A 24,146-nucleotide genomic window follows, 5' to 3' on the forward strand; every position below is an offset into this window, starting at 1 on the left:
GGTTCGCCATTGGTCCAAAAGACCAATTGGCCTGGGGGGCAGACAGCCCCCGGGGCCGGCCACCCGGTGCCAAGGATGACAGTCATGACCGCAAATGAAAAGCCACCCCGCCCGAAGGCCGCGCCCAAAGCCGCCTCACCGGAAGGCGAGCGCATCGCCAAGGTCCTGTCCCGCGCTGGTATCTCGTCACGGCGTGAAGCCGAGCGGCTGATCGAGGCAGGCGAGGTCACCGTCAACGGCAAGGTCATCTCTTCCCCCGCCCTGAACGTCACCGCCGCTGACCGGATCAGCGTGTCCGGCCAGCATGTCGGCGCGCCCGAACCCGCGCGGCTGTGGCTGTATTACAAGCCCGAAGGTCTGGTGACCTCTGCTTCCGATGAAAAGGGCCGCGACACCGTGTTCGACAACCTGCCCGAAGACATGCCCCGTGTGATGTCGATCGGCAGGCTCGACCTGAACTCCGAAGGTCTGTTGCTGTTGACCAACGACGGCGCGCTGAAACGCCAGCTGGAACTGCCCTCCACCGGCTGGCTGCGCAAGTACCGGGTGCGGGTCAAGGGCAACCCGACCGAACCGGAAATCGAGCCGCTGCGCAAAGGCATCACCGTCGAGGGCGAGCGTTTTCAGCCGATGGAGGTCAAGATCGACCGGCATCAGGGTGCCAATGCCTGGCTGACCATCGGGTTGCGCGAAGGCAAGAACCGCGAGATCCGCCGCGCCATGTTCGCCATCGGCCTGACCGTGAACCGGCTGATCCGCATCAGTTACGGCCCGTTCCGCCTGAACGAGATGGAGCCGGGCGATGTCGAGGAAATCAAGGCCCGCGTCCTGCGTGACCAGCTGGGCGCGCTGATCTCCGGCCAGATCGAAGACGCCACCGACATTCCGACCAAGGTGAAATCCCGCGTCCGCACCACCAGCCGCACCGCAGGCGATGACGACCGCCCGGCGCGCGGCACCGGCCCGCGCCCCGCCCGCGCCACGCCCGGCGACAGACCTCTGCGCAGCGCGGCCACCCCCGCGCGCGACGAAGCCCCAAAGCCCGGCCGGACCACCACCGGCAGACAGCCCCGCGCCAGCGTCGCAGCAAAGGGCCCCGGCACCGTCACCTCGACCCGGGGCCGCAAAGCCCTGGGCCAACTCGCCGACAGCTGGGGCACGGCCACCAAACCCGCCGCCAAACCCGCCCCGAAGCCTGAGGCCAAATCCACCCGCCGCCCCGCCCCCCTGCAGATCGAAGGCGACACCGCCGCGCCAAGGCCGCGCAGCCGCACCAAGACCGCGGCCAAGCCCAGCACCCGCAACGCAGGCCCCGCAGCACCCCGCAGCGGCAGCCCCAAACCGCCGCGCCGGAAATGACCCTTGGCGGCGGGTGGCGGCGGGGGACTGCCTTCCACAGCCTGCTGCCCGCGTCACCACTGGCAAGCGATTGGCGCTTGGCCTATACTAGGCAAACAGGCCCGTCCGTCGCCGTGCCGCTGCCGCCAGAATGAGGCTGAAATGTCCGGAAACGGGATGCAAACCCTGTCTTTCATCCTGCTGATCGGCCTTGTCGGCTATGTCGCTTTTGGCGGGGGGCTGTAGATGGCGCAGCGATTTGGCGGCAGGTTCAGTCCGGGGGCATCACCTGATGCCAAGGGCACCCAGCCACCGGCCCACCCCTTCGATGGCAAACAACCGCTCAAAGGCGCAGGCCGAGCGCGGTTTCTGGGGATCGCGGCGCTGTTGTTCCTGCCCGCCGCCTTTACCGGCACCCCGCGCGCGCTGCTGTTCGGGCTGGCGGCCACCGGCCTTATGCTCGCCGCCGCCTTTCTGACGCGAGAGGGGCTGAAGGCCCATGCCGCCTTTGACGCGCGCAAGATCGCGCGCCGCCCGGCCTTTCCGCGCAAGATCTTCGGCTCGGTGCTGACCGGGGCCGCTCTGGTGGCAGGCGGGTTGATGAGCCATGATGCCCTGCTGTATCCGCTGCTGTTCGGTTTTGCCGGGGCGGCGCTGCATTTCAACACCTTCGGCCCCGATCCGATGCGCGACAAAGGCAGTGAGGGGATGGATACCTTTCAGACCGACCGCGTCGCCCGCGCCGTGGATGAGGCGGAAAAGCATCTGACCGCCATGCGCGACGCCATCCTGCGCGCGGGTGACCGCCAGCTGGAGATGCGGGTCGACCGCTTCACCGCCGCCGCGCGCCAGCTGTTCCGCACGGTCGAGGATGACCCACGCGATCTGACCGCTGCCCGCAAGTACCTGTCGGTCTATCTGATGGGGGCGCGTGATGCGACAGTCAAGTTTACCGACCTTTATGCCCGCACCCGTGACGCGCAGGCGCGCAGCGATTATCTGGCGCTGCTGGATGATCTGGAAACCACCTTTGCCGACCGTTCGCGCCGCCTGCTGACCGACAACCGCAGCGATCTGGATGTCGAGATTTCCGTGCTGCGCGACCGGCTTAAAACCGAAGCATAACAGACCAGCCCAAACCCATTGACCGACACCCCATTGAGAGTAGCGCCATGAAAACCACCACCCGCGAACAGGCTGCACAGACCCTGACCCAGATCGAAGAAGTCACCGCTGTCGTTCTGCCCGAACCGGGAACAGAGATCGTGCCGCTGACGGGTGCCACCGGCGAGAAAGCCACGCTGATCCGCAGCCGCATGGCAGAGCTGGAGATGGACAACACCCAGTCGATCATCTCTTTCGGGTCAAAGGCGCAGGCGGAATTGCAGGTGATTTCGCAGGAAATGCTGGCCGATGTGAGGAACAAGGATGCCGGCCCCGCGGGCGACTCCTTACGCCAGATCGTGTCCACCATCCGGGGGTTCGGGGCCGAAGAGCTGGACCTGCGCCGCGACCGCAGCTGGTGGGAAAAACTGATCGGCCGGGCCGCACCCTTTAGCAAATTCGTCTCGCGCTATGAAACCGTGCAGGGCCAGATCGACAAGGTCACCGAAGACCTTTTGCGCCATGAACACACGCTGCTGAAAGACATCCGCTCGCTGGATGTGCTCTATGAAAAAACCCTGAACTTCTACGACGAACTCGCGCTCTATATCGCGGCGGGTGAGGCGAAGATGGCCGATCTGGACGCCACCACCATCCCGGCGAAAGAGGCAGAGGTGGCCGCAGCACCAGAAGATGATAAGGTGAAAATGGCGCAGGAACTGCGCGACCTGCGTGCCGCGCGCGACGATCTGGAGCGCCGGGTGCATGATCTGAAGCTGACCCGTCAGGTCACCATGCAATCGCTGCCCTCGATCCGGCTGGTGCAGGAAAACGACAAAAGCCTCGTCACCAAGATCAACTCGACATTGGTGAACACAGTGCCGCTGTGGGAAACCCAGCTGGCACAGGCCGTTACCATCCAACGCTCACGCGAGGCGGCCGATGCGGTGCGCGGGGCGAATGATCTGACCAACGAGTTGCTGACCAAAAACGCGGACAACCTGCGCGAAACCAACCGCGTCGTGCGTGAGGAAATGGAGCGGGGCGTGTTCGACATCGCCTCGGTCAAGCAGGCCAATGACCAGCTGATCGCCACCATCAACGACAGTCTGCAGATCGCCGATGAAGGCAAGGCCCGCCGCGCCACCGCCGAAGCCGAGCTGCAGAAGATGGAGGCTGAGCTGCGCGACACGCTGTCTGCGGCCACCGCGCGCCGCCCTGCCCCGCCGTCCAAAGGATAAGCCTGACCAAATGCGCGTTTCCGCTGTTTTCCGTAGTACTGTGTCCGCCTTGTGCGGTCTTGCGCTTGTGGGCTGCGTGGCCAGTCCGCAAGCTCCGCGCACCTCCCCCGACGCCCCGAACCGCCCCACGGCGGCGGTGATGGTGCCGCAGACGCCACCCTCTGCCGCCAGTATGGCCGTGCGCCAGCATTTCGCGCGGGTGCAGGCTGACCTTCTGGCGAACGGGCTGCTGCGCACCGATGGTGGCGGGCGCGACACGCCCTTTACCGACCGGATGCTGGCGGAAAACTTCATCCGCATTGCGCTGTACGATGAATATGCGCGCGGCAGTGCAGGCCCCATCCAGCGCCAGACCGCCAGCCGGCTGCGCCGCTGGGAAACCCCGGTGCGGGTGGGCCTGCGCTTTGGGGCCTCGGTCAGCCCCAGCGCCCGCGCGACTGACACCGCGCGGGTCCGGTCCTACCTTGCCCGGCTCAGCCGTCTGACCGGCCACCCGATCGCCCTGAACGATTCGGCCCCGAACTTCTACGTCTACATCGTGAACGAGGATGAACGCCGCGCGCTTGGCCCGGTCGCCGCCGCTGCCCTGCCCGGCCTGTCGGCGGGTGAGCTCGCGGGCATCACCAACATGCCGATTTCAACCTACTGTCTGGTCTACGCGATGTCGGAAGGCAGTTCCGGCCGCTACAGCCGCGCCTTTGCGGTGATCCGGGCCGAACATCCCGACCTGTTGCGCCTGTCGTGCATGCATGAAGAAATCGCGCAGGCGATGGGCCTTGCCAATGACAGCCCGCGCGCGCGCCCGTCGATCTTCAACGACGACGAGGAATTCGCCCTGCTGACCGTGCAGGACGAGCTGATGCTGCGCATGCTCTACAACCCTGCCCTGCGCCCCGGCATGACCGAGGCCGAGGCGCGGCCCATCGTCGAATCCCTTGCGCGCGCCCTTTTGGGTGGCGAAAGTTGACGTCACACGCGCGCTGAACATCCCTCAGACCAACGGAGACGAGCCATGGTATTTGACTTTCTGAAAGGCGAATTCATCGACGTCATTTCCTGGCTCGATGACACCCGCGATACGATGGTCTGGCGGTTCGAACGCCGGGGGCAGGCGATCAAATACGGGGCCAAGCTGACGGTGCGCGAAGGCCAGGCGGCGGTGTTCGTGCATGAAGGCCAGATTGCCGATGTGTTCGGCCCCGGTCTTTACATGTTGGAAACCAACAACATGCCGGTGATGACCACCCTGCAGCACTGGGATCACGGCTTCTCCAGCCCGTTCAAGTCCGAGGTGTATTTCATCAACACCACGCGCTTCAACGATCAGAAATGGGGCACCAAGAACCCGATCATGACGCGCGACCCCGAATTCGGCCCCGTGCGCCTGCGCGCCTTTGGCACCTATTCGATGCGGGTCAGCGATCCGGCCCTGTTCCTGCGTGAAATCGTCGGCACCGACGGGGAATTCACCGCCGATGAAGTGTCGATGCAGATCCGCAATATCATCGTGCAGGAATTCAGCCAGACCATCGCCTCCTCCGCCATTCCGGTGCTGGACATGGCCGCCAATACCCGCGATCTGGGCAAGATCATCACCACCGCGATCAACCCGCTGGTGGCGGAATACGGGCTGAGCCTGCCGGAATTCTACATCGAGAACATCAGCCTGCCGCAAGAGGTGGAAAAGGTGCTCGACAAGCGCACCTCGATCGGCATCGCGGGGGATCTGAACAAATACATGCAGTTCAACGCGGCTGAGGGCATCGCCAACCCGGCCTCGGGCGCGGGCGCGATGATGGGCGCTGGCATGGCTGCAGGCATGGGGGCCGCGATGGCGCAGGCCGCCGGGCCATGGGGGGCACCCCCCGCCGCCCCGGCAGCAGCAGCCCCGCCGCCACCGCCGCCGCCTCTGCCTGCTGCCACCCTCTGGCATGTCGCCGAAAATGGCGCGACCACAGGCCCGTTCGACGAACCCACCCTTGCCGCGATGGCGGCTTCGGGTCAGCTGTCCGGTGCCAGCATGGTCTGGACCACCGGGCAGGATGGCTGGAAACTGGCAACCGACACCCCGCTCAAACGCTTGCTCGACTCCGTCCCGCCCCCACCACCCGGCGCGTGACAGGCGCAGATCATGGCTGAACAGGAACACCGCTGGCCCTGCGAAAGCTGTGGCGCAGACCTGCGCTTTTCCCCCGGCGACCTGTCGCTGAAATGCGACCATTGCGGCCATGTGCAGGCCCTGCCCGAAGCCCCCCCGGCCCGACAGGCCGCGCTGGACGAACTCGACCTGAACCGGGCGTTGCAAGACGACCTGCCGCCCGCCGATATGGAAGAGGTGCGGATCACCCCCTGCCCCTCCTGCGGCGCGCAGGTGGAATTCCACGGGGCCGAACACGCCACCGAATGCCCGTTCTGCGCCACCCCCGTCGCCATCGGTACCGGCACCCAGCGCCTGATCAAGCCGCAGGCCGTGCTGCCCTTCGCCCTGACCCAACGGCAGGGGCGCGAGGCCATGGTCAGATGGCTGGGCAGCCTGTGGTTTGCCCCCGGCGGCCTTGTGGACTACGCCCGCAAGGGCCGCAGCCTTGCGGGCCTCTACGTCCCATACTGGACCTACGACGCCGCCACCCGCAGCCGCTATTCCGGCGCGCGGGGGGTCTATTACTATGAAACCCGCACCATCACCGTGCAGGTCAACGGCAAGAACGAACGGCGGCAGGAACAGGTCCGCAAGACCCGCTGGCACGCCGCCTCAGGCTGGGTCTCGCGCCGGTTTGATGATGTGCTGGTGCTGGCCAGTGCGTCCTTGCCGCGCCGCTACACCGATGCGCTGGCCCCGTGGGATCTGGGCGCGCTGCTGCCCTATTCCGCCGATTACCTCGCCGGGTTCACGTCAGAGGGCTACACCGTCAGCCTTGCCGATGGCCAGACCATCGCCCGCGACGTGATGGCCGGGCAGATCGCACAGGACATCCGCCACGATATCGGCGGCGATGAACAGCGGATCGACCAGATCGACACCGCCTACAGTGCGGAAACGTTCAAGCATATCCTGCTGCCGATCTGGATGGCCGCCTATAAATACAACGGCAAGACCTACCGCTTTGTCGTCAACGGCCAGACCGGCAAGGTACAGGGCGAACGGCCCTATTCTGCATGGAAGATCGCCTTTGCCGTCCTCGCCGCCGCAATCGTGATCGGCGGTATTGCGTATCTCAGCCAGATGTAGCGCCGGGCCGTCTTTCCGACCCGGCCACAATGGTCTAGAATCACATCATAATAAAAAGCAGGGGCAGGTCATGCAGATGAAACGACGCGCATTCACTCTGGGTCTGGGTGCCCTGTGGCTTTCTGGCTGCGTGGGCGGCGGCGGCACTGGTTCCATCGTCCCACGCGGACCGGAACCCGGCATGTCGCCGGTGCCCAATGCCGGCTTTGACGCATGGGTCGCCAGCTACAAATCCCGCGCCGCCAGCCGGGGCATCTCGCAATCCACCATCGACACCGCGTTCCGCTCTGCAGGCTACCTGCCCGGCGTGGTCGAGCGCGACCGCAACCAGACCGAATTCACCCGCACGCTGGAAGATTACCTCGCCATCGCCGCCAGCCCCGACCGCATCGCCAAGGGCCGCGCAGCACTGGCCCGGCATCGCGGCACGCTGGCCGCGATCGAGGCCCGCTACGGGGTCGAAGCTGAGGTGGTCACCGCCGTCTGGGGTCTGGAAAGCCAGTACGGCGAACGGCGCGGCACCGTTCCGGTGATCTCGGCGCTCGCCACCCTCGCCTATGACGGGCGGCGCGGCGCGTTCTTCGAACAACAGCTCACCGCCGCCCTGCGCATCCTGCAGAACGGCGACACCACCCCCGCCAACATGACCGGCAGCTGGGCGGGGGCGATGGGCCACACCCAGTTCATCCCGACCAGCTATCTGGAATTCGCCGTCGATTTCACCGGCGACGGCCGCCGCGACATCTGGGCCGATGACCCGACCGACGCGCTCGCCTCCGCCGCGGCCTACCTGTCGCGCTCCGGCTGGCGCAAGGGTCAGCCCTGGGGGGTCGAGGTGCGCCTGCCATCAGGCTTCAACACCGCCGTCACCGGGCGCGGCAAGGGCCGCAACCCGGCCGAGTGGTCCGCGATGGGCATCACCACCGCCGACGGTGGCCGCCTGCCCAACCATGGCGCAGGATCGATCCTCATCCCACAGGGCGCGGGTGGCCCGGCTTTCCTGATCTTCAACAATTTCAACGCCATCGCCCGCTACAACAACGCGGTGAACTACGTCATCGGCGTTGGCCACCTGTCCGACCGCCTGCGCGGCGGCGGGCCCATCCGCGGCAATTTCCCGCCAGACGCCACCGGCATGACCATCGCCGACCGCCAGGACCTGCAACGCCGCCTGACCGCCGCCGGCTTTGACACCGAAGGCAGCGACGGCGTCATCGGTGCCAAAACCCGCGCCGCAATCGAAGGCTTCCAGCGCGCGCGCGGCATGGCCGTCACCGGGGAACCGTCGCGCGCTCTGCTGCAGATGCTCGGCGGCTGACAGAAAGCTGTGCAGGGGGGCCGTTCTAGTGGAGCCTGCCCCGGCCCGCAGCCTGACTGTCGCTCTTTGAGTATTTGGATCAAGATGAAGCCGCAAAGCACGCTCTCCCTTCATCTTGATCCAAATACTCCCCGTGCGGGCAGCGCACGCCCGAGGAGACGCGCGGCACGCGCGCGACGAGATAAAAACAACGCGGCGCAGCCGCTCCATCAGATCACCCTTGGCCCCCTGCACACCGCCGGGGCGTTGACTCGCCGCCCCGCCCGCGCAATAGCGCTTTTATCCCCGACCGGAGGCCCTGATGCTTGATCTGTCCCGCGTTCTGCCCCACGCCCGCATTCCCGAACTGCCGAACCCCTATTTCGGCAAGGTGCGCGACTGCTATGATCTGCCCGCCACGGCGGACCATCCGGGTGGCCGGCGCATCCTGATTTCTTCCGACCGGATTTCTGCCTTTGACCGCATCCTGGCCGCCATCCCCTACAAAGGTCAGGTGCTGACCCAGACCGCCCGGTTCTGGTTCGACCAGACCGCCGACATCTGCCCCAACCATGTGCTGGGCTACCCCGACCCGAATGTGGTGATCGGGAGCCATGTGACCATTCTGCCGGTAGAGATCGTGGTCCGCGGCTACCTTGCCGGCACCACCTCGACCTCGGTGCTGACCCAGTACCGCGCCGGCCATCGCAAGCTCTATGGCCACACCCTGCCCGACGGGATGCGCGACAATCAGCAACTGCCGCAGCCGCTCATCACCCCCACCTCCAAGGCGTTTGACGGCGGCCATGACGAACCGCTCACCGCCGACGACATCCTCGCGCAGGGCCTGCTGACCCCTGCGCAATGGGAGGAGGTCTCGGCCTACGCCCTCGCGCTGTTTGTGCGAGGCCAGAAGATGGCGGCGGCGCGTGGGCTGATCCTGGCTGACACCAAATATGAATTCGGCACCGATGCGCAGGGCCGCATCCTGCTTGCTGATGAAATCCACACCCCCGATTCCAGCCGCTACTGGCGCGCCGACGGCTATGCAGAGGCGTACGACTCCGGCACCCGCCCGCCCAGCTTTGACAAGGATGTGATCCGCTCCTGGGTCGCCGCCCGCTGCGACCCCTATACCGACCCGATCCCCGAGATCCCCGCTGATATCATTACGCACACCGCCCGGGTCTATATCGAGGCTTTTGAGGCGATTACCGGCCAGACCTTCCACGGCGACAGCTCCGGCCCGACCCCGCTGGACCGGATCCGCGCCAACCTGTCGCCATGGTTCGTCTGACGTGACCCGTCTTGCAAAGAACGCTGCAGTGCATAGATTGGCCGCGAGAATTAAACACCTGTGAAATTTGCATCACGATGATCGAAGGGCTAGTCATGCGGGATTCCGGCGATCGTTTTGCGCTGTCACTGATGGGCGGATTTGAGGCGGATTTTCTGCTCTCCATCCTCAACGCCTCACAGGATTGCGTCAAGCTGATCGAAGCTGACGGCGCTTTGTCGTTCATGAACGAAAACGGCATGTGTGCGCTGGAGATTGACGCCTTCCACACTGTTGCCGGTATCCGCTGGCCAGAGATGTGGCCCGAACCCATGCGCCCCACGCTGGAAGATGCGCTCCACCGTGCCCGCAGCGGCGAGCGGGTGATGTTTGAGGCGGAATGCCCCACCGCAAAGGGCACGCTGAAATGGTGGCATGTCTCGGTGCTGCCGATCCGCACCGCCGATGGCCGGATCCACAAGATGCTGGCCGCATCGCGCGATATCACCGAACGCGTGCTGCGCGAGCGTGAACAGCGGGAATACGCCGCGGCGCTGGAACGCGAACTGGCCGAAAAGTCCGAAATCCTGACCCAGCGCGACTTCCTGATGCGCGAAGTCGATCACCGGGTCAAAAACAGCCTGTCGCAGGTCGCCTCGATCCTGCGGCTGCAGGCCCGGCGGTCCCCGGACACCGTGCGCGAGGCGCTGGATGAGGCGGCCCGCCGCGTCGCCTCGATCGCGCGGGTGCATGAACAGCTGCAATCGAGCAGCGATTTCCGGTCGATCCCCGTCGTGCCGCTGCTGCAGCGCCTCTGCGCCGAGTTTTCCCTGTCCTTCGGCCGTCCGGTCCGGTTCAGCGCTACCAGCGAAAATGATCTGCCGATGCTGTCAGAACGCGCCTCGGCCCTGTGCATCATCGTCAATGAACTTGTCGCCAACGCTGTGCGGCACGGCAGCGGGTCTGACCCGGTGACCGTCGATCTGCAGCGAACCGCCAACGGTGCCGCGTTGCGTGTGGTCAATGCCGCAAGCGCCCCCCGCCCTCCCGGCGGGGAGGCAGAACAGGGCCTTGGCACGCTGATCTGCGAAACCTACGCCACCACGCTGGCGGGCGCGCTGGACTGGCAGTTTGCAGCGGGCAAAATGACCGCAACCCTGACCTTCTCGCCGCAGGCGTAACCAGTGTTTGCGCTAACAGCGCCAAAGCGGATATGATCCCGCGCAGCACCCCCAAACGACACCCGCCGGAGGCCCCGATGATTCTCAGCTGTGGCGAAGCCCTGATCGACATGCTGCCCCGCACCGCCACCAGTGGCGAGGCCTGCTTTGCCCCCTATGCCGGCGGGGCGGTGTTCAACACCGCCATCGCCCTTGGCCGTCTGGGCGCGCCATCGGCGTTTTTCTCCGGCGTCTCGACCGATATGCTGGGCGAGATCCTGGCCGATACGCTGACCGCCTCACAGGTCGACACGCAATTCCTCGCCCGCTCTGACCGGCCCACCACCGTGGCCTTTGTCAAGCTGGTGAACGGTCAGGCAACTTACGCGTTTTATGACGAAGCCACCGCCGGGCGCATGCTCTCCCCCGATCAGCTGCCCACTTTGCCCGGCACGGTCAGCACCCTGTTCTTCGGCGGCATCTCTCTGGTGAACGACCCCGCCGCCAGCACCTATGAAGCGTTGCAGATGCGTGACTCCGCCACCCGCGTCACCATGATCGACCCCAACATCCGCCCCGGCTTCATCGCGGGGCAAGAGGGCAGCTATCGCGCCCGCATCGAACGCATGATCGCCCGCGCCGATATCGTCAAACTGTCGGATGAAGACCTGCACTGGCTGATGGGTGCGGGCGATATCGCCAGCCTCGCGCGGCAGATCATCACCACCGGGCCGAAGCTGGTGTTCATCACCGAAGGCGCCGCCGGTGCCCGCGCCCTGACCGCCACGCAAAACCGTTTCATTGCCGCTACCCCGGTCACCGTGGCCGATACCGTGGGCGCGGGCGACACCTTCAACGCAGGCGCTCTGGCCGCCCTGCACACCGCAGGCGTGCTGACCAAGGCCGCGCTGACCAGCCTGCCCGATGCCACACTCGACGCCGCCCTGTCGCTCGGCACCCGCGCCGCCGCCATCACCGTCAGCCGCCCCGGTGCCAACCCGCCCTGGGCGCATGAGCTGTGAGGGCCGTCGTTCAGCGCGTCACGCGCGCGTCCGTGACCGTCGACGGCACCATCACGGGTGAGATTGGTCCCGGCCTGCTGATCCTGATCTGCGCCATGGCGGGCGACACCCCGGCGCATGCCGATGCCATGGCCACCAGGATCGCCAAACTGCGGATCTTCAAGGATGATCAGGGCAAGATGAACCGCTCGATCCTCGACATCGCCGGATCAGCCCTGATCGTGTCGCAGTTCACCCTCGCCGCCGATCTGCGCGGCAACCGCCCCGGCTTTTCCACCGCCGCCGCCCCCGAGGATGGCAAACGCCTTTATGAGCATTTTACGGCCCAGCTGAAAGACCTCGGCATCCCCACCGCCACCGGCATCTTTGGCGCCGATATGGCGGTCGATCTGACCAATGACGGCCCCGTCACCATCTGGCTGGACCTCTGAGAAACCTGAGCGCTTGCCGGTTGCACCTTTGAAAAATACTCCGGGGTCCGGGGCAGAGCCCCGGGGGTCTGGCCCTCCCGCCGCTCCAGACCTTAGCGCACGATCAGCTCCAGCGGATCATACAGGCTTTCCCCCATCCCCCAGGCCGCCTCGGGCAGGCTGTCAGGCTTGAACCTGATCCCGCGCAACGCATCGCGGCTGAAAAACCGCCGCTCTGTCACCACCCCCTCGGGGTCGCGCCACAGGTCATCGATCTGCCCGCCCACGATTTCACAGCGGAAATACAGATCCACCTGATGAAACCCGCGCCTGGGATCGTGAAATTCGTTTACAAGACAGGGCGCACCAACCGCGACCGTCAGCCCGGTCTCTTCCCAGATCTCACGCTTCAGATTGTCATGCAGCGATTGCCCCACCACAGCCCCGCCCCCCGGCGCGCACCACAGATCCGAGATCCCGCCGCGATAGGCGTTCACCAAAAGCAGCCGGTCATCGGCAAGGATCAGCGCGCGGGTGGCAAGGCGGGGCGTGCGGTGTGACATGGCCGCAGCCTGTGACGTTGCGCGCTGTTTGTCCACTCCCCCTTGGCATCGCGCTGCCAGACCGCCATGTTCAGCGCATGATCCGTGCCCTTGGCCTCTCCCTCCTGATTGCTGCGCCCATGGCCGCCCCTGCGCAGGCGGATTGCGTCGTGCTTCTGCACGGGCTGGCGCGCTCTGATGCGTCCCTTATGCTGATGGCACAGGCGCTGAACGGGGCGGGATTTCGCACCGTCAACCAGTCCTACCCCTCGACCTCGGCCCCGATTCGCGATCTGGCGGGCTTTGTCGGCGATGGCATCACCGCCTGCGCGCTGACCCAAGGCGAACAGGTGCATTTCGTCACCCATTCGATGGGCGGCATTCTGGTGCGGCAATACCTTGCCGATCACCGGCCCGACGCCCTTGGCCGCGTGGTGATGCTGGCACCGCCCAATCAGGGGTCGGAACTGGTGGATGCCTTCGCCGGCATCGCGCCCTTCGGCTGGCTCAACGGCCCGGCCGGCGCGCAGCTTGGCACCGGGGCAGACTCGATCCCGCTGACCCTGCCAAAGCCGGACTATCCGCTGGGCATCATCGCGGGCAACCAATCGGTGAACCCGGTCTATTCCAGCCTGATCCCCGGCCCCGATGACGGCAAGGTCAGCGTCGCCTCGACCCGGGTCGATGGCATGACCGCCCACCTGACCCTGCCCGCGACCCACACTTTCCTGATGATGAACCCGCTTGCCTTACGCGAAACCATCCTGTTCCTGCGCACCGGCGCGTTCGATCCGGGCCTGTCCTATGCGCAGGCGGTGGAAGACCTGCTGTTGCAGGACTAGCTTGACTTCGCCCGCGTGTAAGGGTGTATCGGCGCAAAGACCAAAACCCTTGAAAGGGGATTACCGATGCACGCCTATCGCAGCCATACCTGCGCCGCCCTGAACACCGCCCATGTCGGCGAAACCATCCGCCTGTCGGGCTGGGTGCACCGGGTGCGCGATCATGGCGGCGTCTTGTTCATCGACCTGCGCGACCATTACGGCATCACCCAGATCATCGCCGACAGCGACTCCCCGGCCTTTGCCGACATCGAAAAGGTCCGCGCCGAATGGGTCATTCAGGTCGAAGGCCGGGTCAAGGCCCGCGACGCGTCGCTGATCAATCCCAAACTGCCAACGGGTGAGGTCGAGGTTTACGCCACTGGCATCACCGTGCTGGGCGAGGCGGCGGAACTGCCGATGCCGGTGTTCGGCGAAACCGAATACCCCGAGGAAACCCGCCTCACCTACCGTTTCCTCGACCTGCGCCGCGATGGCATGCACCGCAACATGATGCTGCGGTCTAACGTGGTGCGGTCTTTGCGCAACCGCATGTGGGACATGGGGTTCAACGAATTTCAGACCCCGATCATCACCGCTTCCAGCCCCGAAGGCGCGCGCGACTTCCTCGTGCCGTCGCGCCTGCATCCGGGCAAGTTCTACGCCCTTCCGCAGGCCCCGCAGCAGTTCAAACAGCTGATCATGGTCGCCGGGTTTGACCGCTATTTCCAGATCGCGCCCTGCTTCCGCGATGAAGACCCCCGCGCCGACCGCTCGCCCACCGATTTCTACCAGCTTGATATCGAGATGAGCTTTGTCGAACAGGAAGACGTCTTCGCCGTGGTCCAGCCGGTGATCCAAGGGTTGTTCCAGGAATTCGCCCCGGAAAAGCCTGTCGATGCCGACTGGCCCCGCATCGCCTATCGCGACAGCCTCCTGTGGTACGGCTCCGACAAGCCCGACCTGCGCAACCCGATCAAGATGCAGGTGGTGTCCGACCATTTCGCAGGCTCCGGCTTCGCCGTCTTTGCCAAACTGCTGGAACAGGATGGCACGCAAATCCGCGCCATCCCCGCCCCCAAAGGCGGCAGCCGCAAATTCTGCGACCGGATGAACGCCTTCGCCCAACAGCAGGGGTTGCCGGGGATGGGGTATATCTTCTGGCGTGAAGCCGAAGACAAATCCGGCATGGAAGCCGCAGGCCCCCTCGCCAAAAATATCGGCCCCGAGCGCACCGAAGCGATCCGCCAGCAACTCGGCCTCGGCCTCGGCGACGCCGCCTTCTTCCTCGGCGGCAAGCCTGATGCCTTCGAATCCGTCGCAGGACGCGCCCGCAATGTGATCGGCGAAGAACTCGGCCTGACCGAGAAAGACACCTTCCGCTTCGCATGGATCGTCGATTTCCCGATGTATGAGAAGACCGACGAGGGCAAAATCGACTTCAGCCACAACCCGTTCTCGATGCCGCAAGGCGGGATGGACGCGCTGATGGGCGACCCGCTGGACGTCTACGCCTACCAGTATGACCTGGCCTGCAACGGCTATGAACTGCTGTCCGGCGGCATCCGCAACCACAAGCCCGAGATCATGTTCAAGGCATTTGAACTGGCGGGCTACCCGAACTCCGAAGTGGAAAAGCGCTTCGGCGGTATGGTCAAGGCGTTCAAATACGGCGCACCGCCCCACGGCGGTTGTGCCGCGGGCATCGACCGCATCGTGATGCTGCTGGCCGATACCACCAACATCCGCGAGGTCATCATGTTCCCGATGAACCAGCGCGCCGAAGACCTGCTGATGAATGCCCCATCAGACCCCACCAACGACCAGCTGCGCGAGCTTCGCTTGCGCGTGCTGCCGAAAGACGCCTGATGTACAACGCCACCGTCCCCGTCTTTCGCCACTACCTCGCCCAGATGGCGGGGATCGTGGACAAGGCGGGGCGGGCGGCGATGACCGCGCAGATCGGCGACAGCTTTACCGCGTCCCAGCACTTCGCCACCGCCGCAGGCTTTACCCTGCGCATCGCCTGCCCCATCGCGGGCCGCGCGGTGCCGGACCTGCCCACCGCCCTCGCGCCGCGCATGGCGGTGGCGCGCGCCACCCTTGGCGCGATGAAAGCCGCCGAATTTGACGGTGCCGAGGGCCGCATCATCCAACATCGCGCAGGATTTACCGATCTGGAACAAACCGCGCATGATTTTGTGTTCCTCTACGGCCTGCCCAACTTTTTCTTTCATATGACAATGGGTTACGCCTCCCTGCGCGCCTCTGGCATCACCTTGGGCAAGGGCGATTTTGACGGCTTCCACAGCTATCCGGATGATTTCCGGTTCGACTGAGCGGACCTGCGTGCCGACGGACGGTGCAAAGGCGCGCGTTACTGCCTATGCTCACCAGACCTTCAGGACGGCCCGATGACCCCAAGCCAGATGACCCCCAAGCCCCGTGACCACAGCCCCATGATCCACGCCCGATGACCCAGGACAGCACCATCGCAGCCTTCCGCTTTGGCTATGGCCTGCCGCTGCCCGCCACTGCGCCGACCGAACCCGCGTCGATGCTGGCCGCGCTGCGCGGTCCTGATGTCATGGCCACCACTTACCCCGGCCCGCAACTGGCGGACCTGACGGAAACGCTGCTGCGCGCCGACACCAGCTTACGCACCTCGCGCCGTGCGGCAGGCGAGGCGGCAAAGACCGCCCGGCAAGATTACCGTCAGGCCATCGCCCGGCTGGAAGGGATTGCCCTGCAGGCCGCCAAAACCACCATCGCCCGCGCCCTCGATGCGCCGGATGGCTTTCGTGAACGCCTTGTGCAGTTCTGGGCCGACCATTTCACCACCTCTCCCCGCGCGCGCCGCGACAGCCCCCTGCCCGCCACCATGGTGGAAGAGGCGATCCGCCCCCATGTCACCGACCGCTTCGCCGACATGCTCAAAGCCGTGGTCCAGCACCCGGCGATGCTGGGCTATCTGGATCAGTCGGCCAGCTTTGGCCCGAATTCCCGCATCGGCCAGCGCCGCACCAAGGGGCTGAACGAGAATCTCGCGCGCGAGCTCTTGGAACTGCACACCGTCGGCTCTGGCTATGCGCAGGATGATGTGACCCAGATGGCCGAATTGCTGACCGGCCTGACCGTCGGCAAAAAGGGCCCCACCTATGACCCGCGCCGGGCCGAGCCGGGGCCGGAAACCGTGCTGGGCAGCACCTATCACGGCGACACGCTGGCCACTGTCCTCAAGGCGCTGGAAGATCTGGCCGAACACCCGGCCACCGCCGCCCATCTGGCCCGCAAGCTGGCGGTGCATTTCGTGTCGGACCAGCCGAATGCCGATCTGGTGCAGGCCGTCACCGATGCGTGGCGCAGTTCCGGCGGCGATCTGCTGGCGGTGACGGAATCGCTGCTGACCCAGCCCGCCTCGTGGTCGAGGCTGCAGGACAAGGCCCGCCAACCCTATGATTTCATTGTCGCCGCTCTGCGCGCACTGGGGCTGGACGGGGCCGATGTGATGCGCATGGCGGATGACCCGTTCCAGCAGATGATCCTGCAACCGATGGCCGCGATGGGCCAGCCCTGGCAACGCCCGCCCGGCCCCGATGGCTGGGCCGAGGCGGCAGAGGTCTGGATCACCCCCGAGGCGATGGCCGCGCGCATCACCTGGGCGATGGAAATGCCGTCGCGGCTGGTGAACCCGCTGCCAGACCCCGCCGCCCTGATGACCCGCGCTCTGGGGGCCAATCTGGGCGAGCGTCTGGCCTGGGCAGTGCCAAAGTCGGAAAACATCCGCGAAGCCGTCGGTCTGGTTCTGGCCAGCCCCGAATTCAACCGGAGGTAAGTGATGGACCGCCGCCTGTTTCTCAAAGCCCTGACCGGCACCGCCTGTTCGGTCGCCGCCCATCCGATGATGACAACGGTGACACTGGCCGCATCGGATGGCAGCGCGCCCTTGGGCGACCACCGGCTTGTGGTGGTGATCCTGCGCGGCGCGATGGACGGGCTCGATCTGGTGCGCCCCTCGGGTGACCCGCTGTTTGCCCGCTATCGCCCGACGCTTTCGGCCACCGAAGGGCCGGAGCTGACAGGCTATTTCAGCCTGAACCCCACGTTGCAGGGGTTGGTGCCGTTGTGGCAGGCCGGACAGCTTGGCTTTGTGCAGGCCACATCGACCCCCTACCGCGACCAGCGCAGCCATTTCGACGGGCAGGATATTCTGGAGGCCGGGACCGGCCTTGACGTGCCCGACGGGTCCGTGCGCGATGGCTGGCTGAACCGCATGCTGCAGGCGGTGCCCGGCCTGCGCGCCCAGACCGCCTTTGCCATCGGCACCGAAGCTGCCCCGCTGTTGCAGGGGCCGGCCCCGGTCAGCAACTGGCAACCCGATCTGCGGCTGGACCTGTCTGCGCAAAGCCGCCTGCTCCTGGACCATATCTACCACGACGACGCCCTGTTCCGCGAAGCCGCGACCGAGGCGGTATCGCTGACCGAAAGCATCGACCTGTCCCAGATGGACGGCGCGGCCAGCCCCAGGGGTGGCCCGCTGGCCGATACCGACCGGCTGACCGATTTCGCCGCCGACCGGCTGCGGCAAGACACCCGCATTGCCGCGTTTTCGCTCAACGGCTGGGACACCCACCGCAACCAGCAGGGCGCCATTACCCCGCCGCTGCGGCGGCTGGAGCGGGTTGTGCTGCGGTTGCAGGACCGGCTCGGGCCGCAGATCTGGGACAAGACCCTGCTGCTGGCGATGACCGAATTCGGCCGCACCGTGGCCGAAAACGGCTCCAAGGGCACCGACCACGGCACCGGGGGGGCGATGCTGATGGCAGGCGGCGCGCTGAACGGCGGGCGGGTGATGGGCCAGTGGCCCGGGCTGGACGAGGCCGCGCTTTATGAACGCCGCGACCTGATGCCCACATCCGATGTGCGGGCCTGGGCCGCCTGGGCGATGCGCGGCATGTATGGGTTCGACCGCAGCCTGCTGGAATCGAGCATCTTTCCCGGGCTGACCATGGGCGATGATCCCGGCCTTCTGGCCTGACCCTGCCGCAAAATCGCCATTGCGCACTGCACCTTGCGCAGGACATAACCGCAGCAGGATCACAGGGGCAACGGCATGCAAAACCAGCAACCACAGGGCGCACCACAGGGGCAGTTGCTCACCGGCTGGACCCCGCCGCCGCGCCCGCCCGCCGGCCTGACCCTGGAAGGCACGCATATCCGTCTCGAACCGCTGGAGGCCGATGACCACGCCGCCGATCTGTTCACCGCCTTTTCCGGCCATGATGCGCTGTGGGATTACATGCCCTATGGCCCGTTTTCCTCGGCCTCGGCCTATCACCGCTGGGTCAAGGACCATCAGGGCCGCGAAGACCCGGTGTTTTTTGCCCTGCGCGACACGGCCACCGGCCACGCCGTGGGGGTCGCCTCGTACCTGCGCATCACGCCAGAGGCGGGCAGCATAGAGGTCGGCCACATCTGCCTGTCCCCCGCGCTGCAACGCACCCCTGCCGCGACGGAAAGCATGTTTCTGATGATGGACTGGGCCTTCCGCGCCGGTTACCGGCGCTATGAATGGAAATGCAACGCCCTGAACCTGCCGTCGCGCCGGGCCGCACAACGGCTTGGCTTCAGTTATGAAGGCATCTTCCGCAACCACACCGTCAGCAAAGGCCGCAACCGTGATACCGCGTGGTTTTCGGTGATCGACAGCGAATGGCCCGCCCTGCGCGAAGCCTTTGCCGCCTGGCTGGCCCCGGCCAATTTTGGCGCGACAGGCCAGCAGCGCGAACGGCTGTCCGACCTGTCGCGGCTGGTGCGCGCCGCCTCTGACCCGGGGCTGTAGCAGAATCAGAACCGCGCCGCCTCGCCCAGACGGTGCTGCACCAGACGCTGCAGGCGCGGCAGCGCCTCGGCGCGCAGGGCCGCGTCCTGCGCAGCCTCGGCCAGGGCGGCGTCACCGGCACTGCGCGCAATGCCGGCCACAAACCGCGCCAGATAGGCCCGCGCCGCCGCATCGGGCCCCTTGGCCAGCAAGTCTGCGGCATGGGTCAGATCATCGCGCAGCGCCAGCGGGTCACACCGCGCCACCGCCGGGTCGTGCCATTCGGGCAAGGGCGGGACAAACTGGCCCCAGAAATACCGCCGCCCGGTCCGCGCGCGCAGGCCCGGAAGATGCTGCAAGATCGCGGCCTGAAACACCCCCAGACCGGCAACCGGCTTGGCCAGAAACCCCTGTGCCCCTGCGGCCAGCGCCAGCCGCCTGCCATCCGGGTCGCCGGACAGGCCCAGCACCAGCATGTCACGCCCCGCAGTGGCCAGTTCGCGGATCAGCTGGTCGCCACAGCCATCGGGCAGGCCAAGATCGACAATCACCACATCGGGGCAATAGGTGCGCAGATGCGACCGCGCCTGTTCCAGACAGTCGGCCCGCCGCAGCCGCGCCCCCGAGCGCTGGCACATCATCCGCAGCATATCCGATGCCGACCGGCTGTCTTCCACCAGCAGAATGGTCACACCCGACAGCGGCAAGCCGCCCTGCGCCGGGGCCGCCCCCCCCTGCGGCAAAAAGCTGGGCGCGGTGGCGTGGACGGCGCGGTCTGGCACAGGCATGGCGATCCCCATTCTGGAAGTGGCCCCTTGATCAGACGCCGATTCCGGATAACAGCCGGTTAAAACCATGCCGCGTTTCAGGGGCCGCACCCTGCGCAGGTGCCAAGGCTCACGCCGTTGCGTCAGGATCGCGCCAAAACTCGCCCTGCGACCGATCGGCCTCTTGCCTCACCACGCCGCCCCGCCCATAACCAGCCTGAACCAACGGAGACGCCCATGATCGGCCGCCTGAACCACGTTGCCATCGCCGTGCCAGACCTTGCCGTCGCCACCGCGCAATATGCGGGCACGCTCGGCGCATCGGTGCGCCCCCCGCAGGATGAACCCGATCACGGCGTCACCGTGGTTTTCATCGACCTGCCGAACACCAAGATCGAATTGCTGTATCCGCTGGGCGAAAACTCCCCGATCAAAGGCTTTCTCGACAAGAACCCCGCAGGCGGCATCCACCATATCTGTTACGAGGTGGAAGACATCCTCGCCGCGCGCGACACGCTGAAAGCCTCGGGCGCGCGGGTGCTGGGCTCGGGCGAGCCAAAGATCGGTGCCCATGGCAAGCCGGTGCTGTTCCTGCATCCCAAGGATTTCAACGGCTGCCTGATCGAGCTGGAGCAAGTATGACCATCACCTCCGTCGTCGTCCTGTTCGCCGTGGTCTGGTTCATGGTGTTCTTCATCGTGCTGCCGCTGCGTCTGACCACGCAAGGCGACGCAGGCTCGGTGGTGCCCGGCACGCCACGTGGCGCGCCGCGTGACGAAATGGTGGGCCGCAAGGCCAAGGTCACCACGCTGTTCGCCATCATCGTCTGGGGTCTGCTGGCGGGCATCATCACCTCGGGCACCATCACGGTGCGCGATTTCGACTGGATGGGCCGGATGCCCCCGATCTCCAGCGCCCCATGATCCGCGCGCTGGATGCGAGGCGCGACCGCGCGGCGGTGGCAGGTCTGCTCACCCGCGCGCAGGATTACTACCAGCTGTGGAAAGGCCACGCTCCCGGCGCGGCCGAGGTGGAAGAGGTTTTCACCAGCACCCCGCCCGGCTGCGACCCCGCTGCCTCGCACCGGCTGGGGCTGTTTCTTGATGACCAGCTGGCAGGCGTGGCCGAACTGTCGTTCGGCTTCCCCGAACCCGAAGACGCCTATCTTGGCCTGATGATCCTTGACCCCGCCGTGCGGTCACAGGGTCACGGGGCAACATTCCTCACCGCCATCGAAACCCGCGCGCGCGCCGCACATGCCCCCCGGCTCTGCCTCGCCGTGCTGGAAGCCAACCCGCGCGGGGCCGCGTTCTGGGCCCGCATGGGCTTTGCGCCCACCGGCGTGTCACGGCTTGACGCCGACACCGGCCACAGCATTCACCGTCTGGTCAAACCGCTCTGAACGCTGGCAATCGCCACGCCGCCCAAAATCACCGCCGTGGCCGCCCAGAACCGCCAGCCCACGCCCTCGCCCATCACCGCGGCCCCGCCCAGCGCTGCCAGCACCGGCACCGTCAGCTGCGCCACCGCCGCCCGCGCCGCCCCCAAGGCGGGCAGCACCGCATACCACAGCGCATAGCCCAGCCCTGATGTCACCGCCCCCGACAGCACCGCCAGCCAGATGCCCTGCGCCTCCATCCGCATCCCGCCCCAGACCAACGCAATCCCCAGCATCACCGGCACCGCCAGAACGAAATTCCACGCCGTCGCCGCCAGCGCATCCGTGGCCCCCCGCCCGGCCAGTGAATACACCCCCCAGCCAAAGCCCGCACACCCCATCGCCAGCGCCCCCGCCAGCGGCACCTCGGCCCCGCCCGGTGCCACCAGCCAGACCAGCCCGGCAAAGGCCAGCCCGGCCCCCAGCCAGCGCCGCCCCGGCACCGCCTCCCCCGACAGCAGCGCACCGCCAAACATTGTCACCTGCACAGACCCGAACAATATCAGCGCCCCGACCCCGGCCCCCAGCGCCAGATAGGCCATTGAGAACCCCACCAGATACACCACCAGCCCGAACACCCCGGCCCCACGCCCGCGCGCGCCCTGCCAGACCACACCGCCGCGAACCCCCACCAGAGCCGCCAGCACCACAGCCCCCGCCACCACCCGCACCGCCGCAAAGGCCAGCGGGTCCATCCCGCCGCCGCCCACCGCCATCCGGTTCAGCACCGAATTGGCCGCAAACGCCAGCATCGCCAGTGCCGTCCAGCCAAACACCCGCGCAGCACTCATGGCTTGCACCTTTCTGAAATACTCCCGCCGGAGGCTCCCATCCTGTCCCCCATGCACCACGCCTGCCCATTGCTGCTTGCCCAGATACTCCCGCGGCCTGCATCCGCCCTATCCAACCCACACCGCCTCTGCCATCCCGCGCAGCGCATTGCCGACCCACAGCCGCACCCGTGGCAGATCATGCCCCATCAGCACCTCTTCCACACAAGCCATCTCTGCCCGCAACACCCCCGGCAACAGCCCGCAAGCCAGCGGGGGCGTCCGCAACCCGGCCCCGCGATCAAAGAACAGCGTGGTGATCGTCCCGTCACAGACCTCCCCCCGCTGGTTCAGGAACACCACCTCATCCACCCCCGCAGGCAACGCCGCCCGCGCCCGGTCATACACCCCGCGCCGCGTCGATTTCACCCGCAACCACGGATCGCCCGAGGCCAGGCGCTCGCCCGCCAGCCCCAGCCGCCACAGCCCGCGCGCAGGGGGCACCGCCCCCACCTCAACCTCAACCGCCCCATGCGCATCCAGCGTCAGCCGCAGCCGCGCCGCCGCCCCCGCCGGCGCGGTCATAATCAGGCTTGGCACCTCCAGCACAGGCACCGCCCAGCCCAGCGCCGCCGCCCCCGCCGTCAGCCGGGCCAGATGCAGCGGCCAGCGTGGCAGCCGCGCCCCGTCCCACAGCATCGTCTCAATCAGCCTCAGCCCCGGTGCACCAGCCCCGTCGCGTAGCGTGCTTTCCACAGCGCCTCCTCCCATTCCCCGTCAGCGGTGGAATCGTAGACCACGCCCCCGCCCACATTCAGCCGCACCTCGCCATCCGGCCAGACCCGCGCGGTGCGGATCGCCACCGACCAGCACTGATCCCCGTCCGGCCCGGCCCAGCCCACCGCGCCGCAATACACCCCGCGCGGCTCGGCCTCGACCCCGGCAATGATCTCCATCGCCCGGATCTTCGGCGCCCCCGTCACCGACCCGCAGGGAAACAGCGCCGCCATCAGCCCCGGCAACCCCGCGCCGGGCAACAACCGCCCCTGCACCCGGCTGCTCATCTGATGCACGGTCGCGAAACTCTCCACCGCATACAGCTCCGGCACCTTGACCGAGCCGACCTCCGCCATCCGCGCAATGTCGTTGCGCAGCAGGTCCACAATCATCAGGTTCTCGGCCCGGTCCTTCTCGCTGGCCTGCAACGCCGCCGCCAATCCGGCATCCTCCACCGGATCATCACTGCGCGGGGCCGTGCCCTTCATCGGGCGGCTTTCAATCACCCCGCCCGTGACCCGGAAAAACAACTCCGGGCTGCGCGACACCACCACCGGCCCCACCCCCAGATCGACAAACGCCCCATAACCCACCGGCTGCCCCACCCGCAGCGCACCATAAAGCCCCAAAGCCGTGCCGCCCGACAGGCGCGAGGCGATCGGAAACGTCAGGTTGATCTGATAACAATCCCCAGCCGCAATATACCCCTGCACCCGCACGAACGCCGCACCATAAGCCTCCCGGGTCACACAAGGCTCCAACGGCTCCAGCCGCACCCCGCGCGCCGCCTCTGCCGCCTCGGCCAGCACCGGACCTGCATCCTGCGGCCCGTCAAACGCCGCCAGACAGACCAACGGTCCGCGCCGCCCCGCAGGCATCAGCCCCGCCAACCTTGGCTCCAAAGCATAACCCGCCTCATAGGCGATGGTGCCCGCAATCCACGCACCCCGCGCCCGCGCCGCCTCGGCGGCAGCAAGGCAAGGCGCAACCTCCCCCGCCTCCTGCGCCACGAACAGCGCCGTGGGCTGCGCAAACACCGCTGCCCGCCCGCCCGGCCCATGTTCAATGACAATCATCGAAAGTCCCCCAGCATCGCCCGAAATCCGCCCCTTGCCCGCCTGACGCATCTAGCA

At 66.5% G+C, this 24,146-nt stretch carries 25 protein-coding genes; 20 read left to right on the forward strand and 5 right to left on the reverse strand.

The annotated features are described in order from the left end of the window. The first annotated feature begins 84 nt into the window (after nucleotides 1–84). From Q7J44_RS16630 to dtd, 11 genes are all read left to right on the forward strand, one after another. Nucleotides 85–1,359, forward strand: coding sequence for a pseudouridine synthase (locus tag Q7J44_RS16630; RefSeq protein WP_304881771.1), 1,275 nt, complete (start codon nucleotides 85–87; stop codon nucleotides 1,357–1,359). Between the two features lie 225 nt (nucleotides 1,360–1,584). Next, complete coding sequence (locus Q7J44_RS16635; protein ID WP_304881772.1) at nucleotides 1,585–2,463, forward strand: 5-bromo-4-chloroindolyl phosphate hydrolysis family protein; 879 nt, start codon at nucleotides 1,585–1,587, stop codon at nucleotides 2,461–2,463. A 47-nt stretch (nucleotides 2,464–2,510) separates the two neighbouring features. Further along, nucleotides 2,511–3,683, forward strand: coding sequence for a toxic anion resistance protein (locus Q7J44_RS16640; RefSeq protein ID WP_304881774.1), 1,173 nt, complete (start codon nucleotides 2,511–2,513; stop codon nucleotides 3,681–3,683). Nucleotides 3,684–3,693: 10 nt separating this feature from the next. Beyond that, a complete protein-coding gene (locus Q7J44_RS16645; RefSeq protein ID WP_370693024.1) occupies nucleotides 3,694–4,650 on the forward strand; it encodes a DUF2927 domain-containing protein in 957 nt (318 codons plus the stop codon). 45 nt (nucleotides 4,651–4,695) lie between these two features. Beyond that, entirely contained in the window at nucleotides 4,696–5,802 is a 1,107-nt protein-coding gene (locus Q7J44_RS16650; protein WP_304881778.1) for an SPFH domain-containing protein, read from the forward strand. Between the two features lie 12 nt (nucleotides 5,803–5,814). Further along, complete coding sequence (locus Q7J44_RS16655) at nucleotides 5,815–6,912, forward strand: primosomal protein N' (replication factor Y) - superfamily II helicase (protein ID WP_304881780.1); 1,098 nt, start codon at nucleotides 5,815–5,817, stop codon at nucleotides 6,910–6,912. Between the two features lie 70 nt (nucleotides 6,913–6,982). Further along, nucleotides 6,983–8,230 (forward strand): lytic murein transglycosylase, encoded by a 1,248-nt coding sequence (locus Q7J44_RS16660; protein ID WP_304881782.1) that lies wholly within the window; start codon nucleotides 6,983–6,985, stop codon nucleotides 8,228–8,230. A 301-nt stretch (nucleotides 8,231–8,531) separates the two neighbouring features. Beyond that, complete coding sequence (locus Q7J44_RS16665) at nucleotides 8,532–9,506, forward strand: phosphoribosylaminoimidazolesuccinocarboxamide synthase (RefSeq protein WP_304881784.1); 975 nt, start codon at nucleotides 8,532–8,534, stop codon at nucleotides 9,504–9,506. 95 nt (nucleotides 9,507–9,601) lie between these two features. Beyond that, nucleotides 9,602–10,666, forward strand: a complete 1,065-nt coding sequence (locus Q7J44_RS16670; protein WP_304881786.1) for a sensor histidine kinase — start codon at nucleotides 9,602–9,604, stop codon at nucleotides 10,664–10,666. Nucleotides 10,667–10,743: 77 nt separating this feature from the next. Then, nucleotides 10,744–11,667: a carbohydrate kinase gene (locus Q7J44_RS16675; RefSeq protein WP_304881788.1), complete on the forward strand. Its 924-nt coding sequence runs from the start codon at nucleotides 10,744–10,746 to the stop codon at nucleotides 11,665–11,667. Next, complete coding sequence (dtd, locus tag Q7J44_RS16680; RefSeq protein WP_304881790.1) at nucleotides 11,664–12,098, forward strand: D-aminoacyl-tRNA deacylase; 435 nt, start codon at nucleotides 11,664–11,666, stop codon at nucleotides 12,096–12,098. Before Q7J44_RS16675 ends, dtd begins: the two co-directional genes overlap by 4 nt. Nucleotides 12,099–12,190: 92 nt before the next feature. On the opposite strand, the gene Q7J44_RS16685 is transcribed toward dtd, so the two are convergent. Next, nucleotides 12,191–12,640 (reverse strand): NUDIX domain-containing protein, encoded by a 450-nt coding sequence (locus tag Q7J44_RS16685; RefSeq protein WP_304881792.1) that lies wholly within the window; start codon nucleotides 12,638–12,640, stop codon nucleotides 12,191–12,193. Nucleotides 12,641–12,717: 77 nt separating this feature from the next. Here Q7J44_RS16685 and Q7J44_RS16690 point away from each other — a divergent pair, with 77 nt between their 5' ends. The 6 genes from Q7J44_RS16690 (at nucleotide 12,718) to Q7J44_RS16715 (ending at nucleotide 19,282) form a co-directional block, all read left to right on the forward strand. After that, nucleotides 12,718–13,461 (forward strand): triacylglycerol lipase, encoded by a 744-nt coding sequence (locus Q7J44_RS16690; protein WP_304881794.1) that lies wholly within the window; start codon nucleotides 12,718–12,720, stop codon nucleotides 13,459–13,461. 66 nt (nucleotides 13,462–13,527) lie between these two features. After that, entirely contained in the window at nucleotides 13,528–15,309 is a 1,782-nt protein-coding gene (gene aspS, locus Q7J44_RS16695; RefSeq protein WP_304881795.1) for an aspartate--tRNA ligase, read from the forward strand. Then, nucleotides 15,309–15,779: a DUF1993 family protein gene (locus tag Q7J44_RS16700; RefSeq protein WP_304881797.1), complete on the forward strand. Its 471-nt coding sequence runs from the start codon at nucleotides 15,309–15,311 to the stop codon at nucleotides 15,777–15,779. Before aspS ends, Q7J44_RS16700 begins: the two co-directional genes overlap by 1 nt. 134 nt (nucleotides 15,780–15,913) lie before the next feature. Continuing rightward, on the forward strand, nucleotides 15,914–17,275 hold the full coding sequence (locus Q7J44_RS16705) for a DUF1800 family protein (protein WP_304881799.1): 1,362 nt from the start codon (nucleotides 15,914–15,916) through the stop codon (nucleotides 17,273–17,275). A gap of 3 nt (nucleotides 17,276–17,278) precedes the next feature. Continuing rightward, entirely contained in the window at nucleotides 17,279–18,478 is a 1,200-nt protein-coding gene (locus Q7J44_RS16710) for a DUF1501 domain-containing protein (RefSeq protein ID WP_304881801.1), read from the forward strand. A 75-nt stretch (nucleotides 18,479–18,553) separates the two neighbouring features. Beyond that, on the forward strand, nucleotides 18,554–19,282 hold the full coding sequence (locus Q7J44_RS16715; RefSeq protein ID WP_304881803.1) for a GNAT family N-acetyltransferase: 729 nt from the start codon (nucleotides 18,554–18,556) through the stop codon (nucleotides 19,280–19,282). Nucleotides 19,283–19,287: 5 nt separating this feature from the next. Here the strand turns inward: Q7J44_RS16715 and Q7J44_RS16720 are convergent, their stop codons facing one another. Continuing rightward, nucleotides 19,288–20,049 (reverse strand): response regulator, encoded by a 762-nt coding sequence (locus Q7J44_RS16720; RefSeq protein ID WP_304881804.1) that lies wholly within the window; start codon nucleotides 20,047–20,049, stop codon nucleotides 19,288–19,290. Between the two features lie 216 nt (nucleotides 20,050–20,265). Between Q7J44_RS16720 and mce the strand changes: the two genes are divergently transcribed. Genes mce through Q7J44_RS16735 form a run of 3 tightly spaced genes read left to right on the forward strand, consistent with a single transcriptional unit; the run spans nucleotide 20,266 to nucleotide 21,430 of the window. Next, the gene (mce, locus tag Q7J44_RS16725) at nucleotides 20,266–20,670 is read left to right on the forward strand and encodes a methylmalonyl-CoA epimerase (RefSeq protein ID WP_304881806.1); all 405 of its coding nucleotides are present in this window, start codon (nucleotides 20,266–20,268) and stop codon (nucleotides 20,668–20,670) included. Then, the gene (locus Q7J44_RS16730) at nucleotides 20,667–20,951 is read left to right on the forward strand and encodes a DUF1467 family protein (protein ID WP_304881808.1); all 285 of its coding nucleotides are present in this window, start codon (nucleotides 20,667–20,669) and stop codon (nucleotides 20,949–20,951) included. The genes mce and Q7J44_RS16730 overlap by 4 nt, the downstream gene beginning before the upstream one ends. Next, nucleotides 20,948–21,430: an N-acetyltransferase gene (locus Q7J44_RS16735; protein WP_304881810.1), complete on the forward strand. Its 483-nt coding sequence runs from the start codon at nucleotides 20,948–20,950 to the stop codon at nucleotides 21,428–21,430. Before Q7J44_RS16730 ends, Q7J44_RS16735 begins: the two co-directional genes overlap by 4 nt. Here Q7J44_RS16735 and Q7J44_RS16740 read toward each other — a convergent pair. From Q7J44_RS16740 to Q7J44_RS16750, 3 genes are all read right to left on the reverse strand, one after another. Then, a complete protein-coding gene (locus tag Q7J44_RS16740) occupies nucleotides 21,406–22,257 on the reverse strand; it encodes a DMT family transporter (RefSeq protein WP_304881812.1) in 852 nt (283 codons plus the stop codon). The genes Q7J44_RS16735 and Q7J44_RS16740 overlap by 25 nt on opposite strands. Before the next feature lie 108 nt (nucleotides 22,258–22,365). Then, nucleotides 22,366–22,992, reverse strand: coding sequence for an aminotransferase class IV family protein (locus Q7J44_RS16745; protein ID WP_370693025.1), 627 nt, complete (start codon nucleotides 22,990–22,992; stop codon nucleotides 22,366–22,368). Next, entirely contained in the window at nucleotides 22,950–24,089 is a 1,140-nt protein-coding gene (locus tag Q7J44_RS16750) for an aminodeoxychorismate synthase component I (RefSeq protein WP_304881814.1), read from the reverse strand. Before Q7J44_RS16750 ends, Q7J44_RS16745 begins: the two co-directional genes overlap by 43 nt. Nucleotides 24,090–24,146 lie beyond the last annotated feature (57 nt).

Origin of the sequence: Pseudotabrizicola sp., from assembly GCF_030656345.1 — a bacterium.
Lineage (GTDB): Bacteria > Pseudomonadota > Alphaproteobacteria > Rhodobacterales > Rhodobacteraceae > Pseudotabrizicola.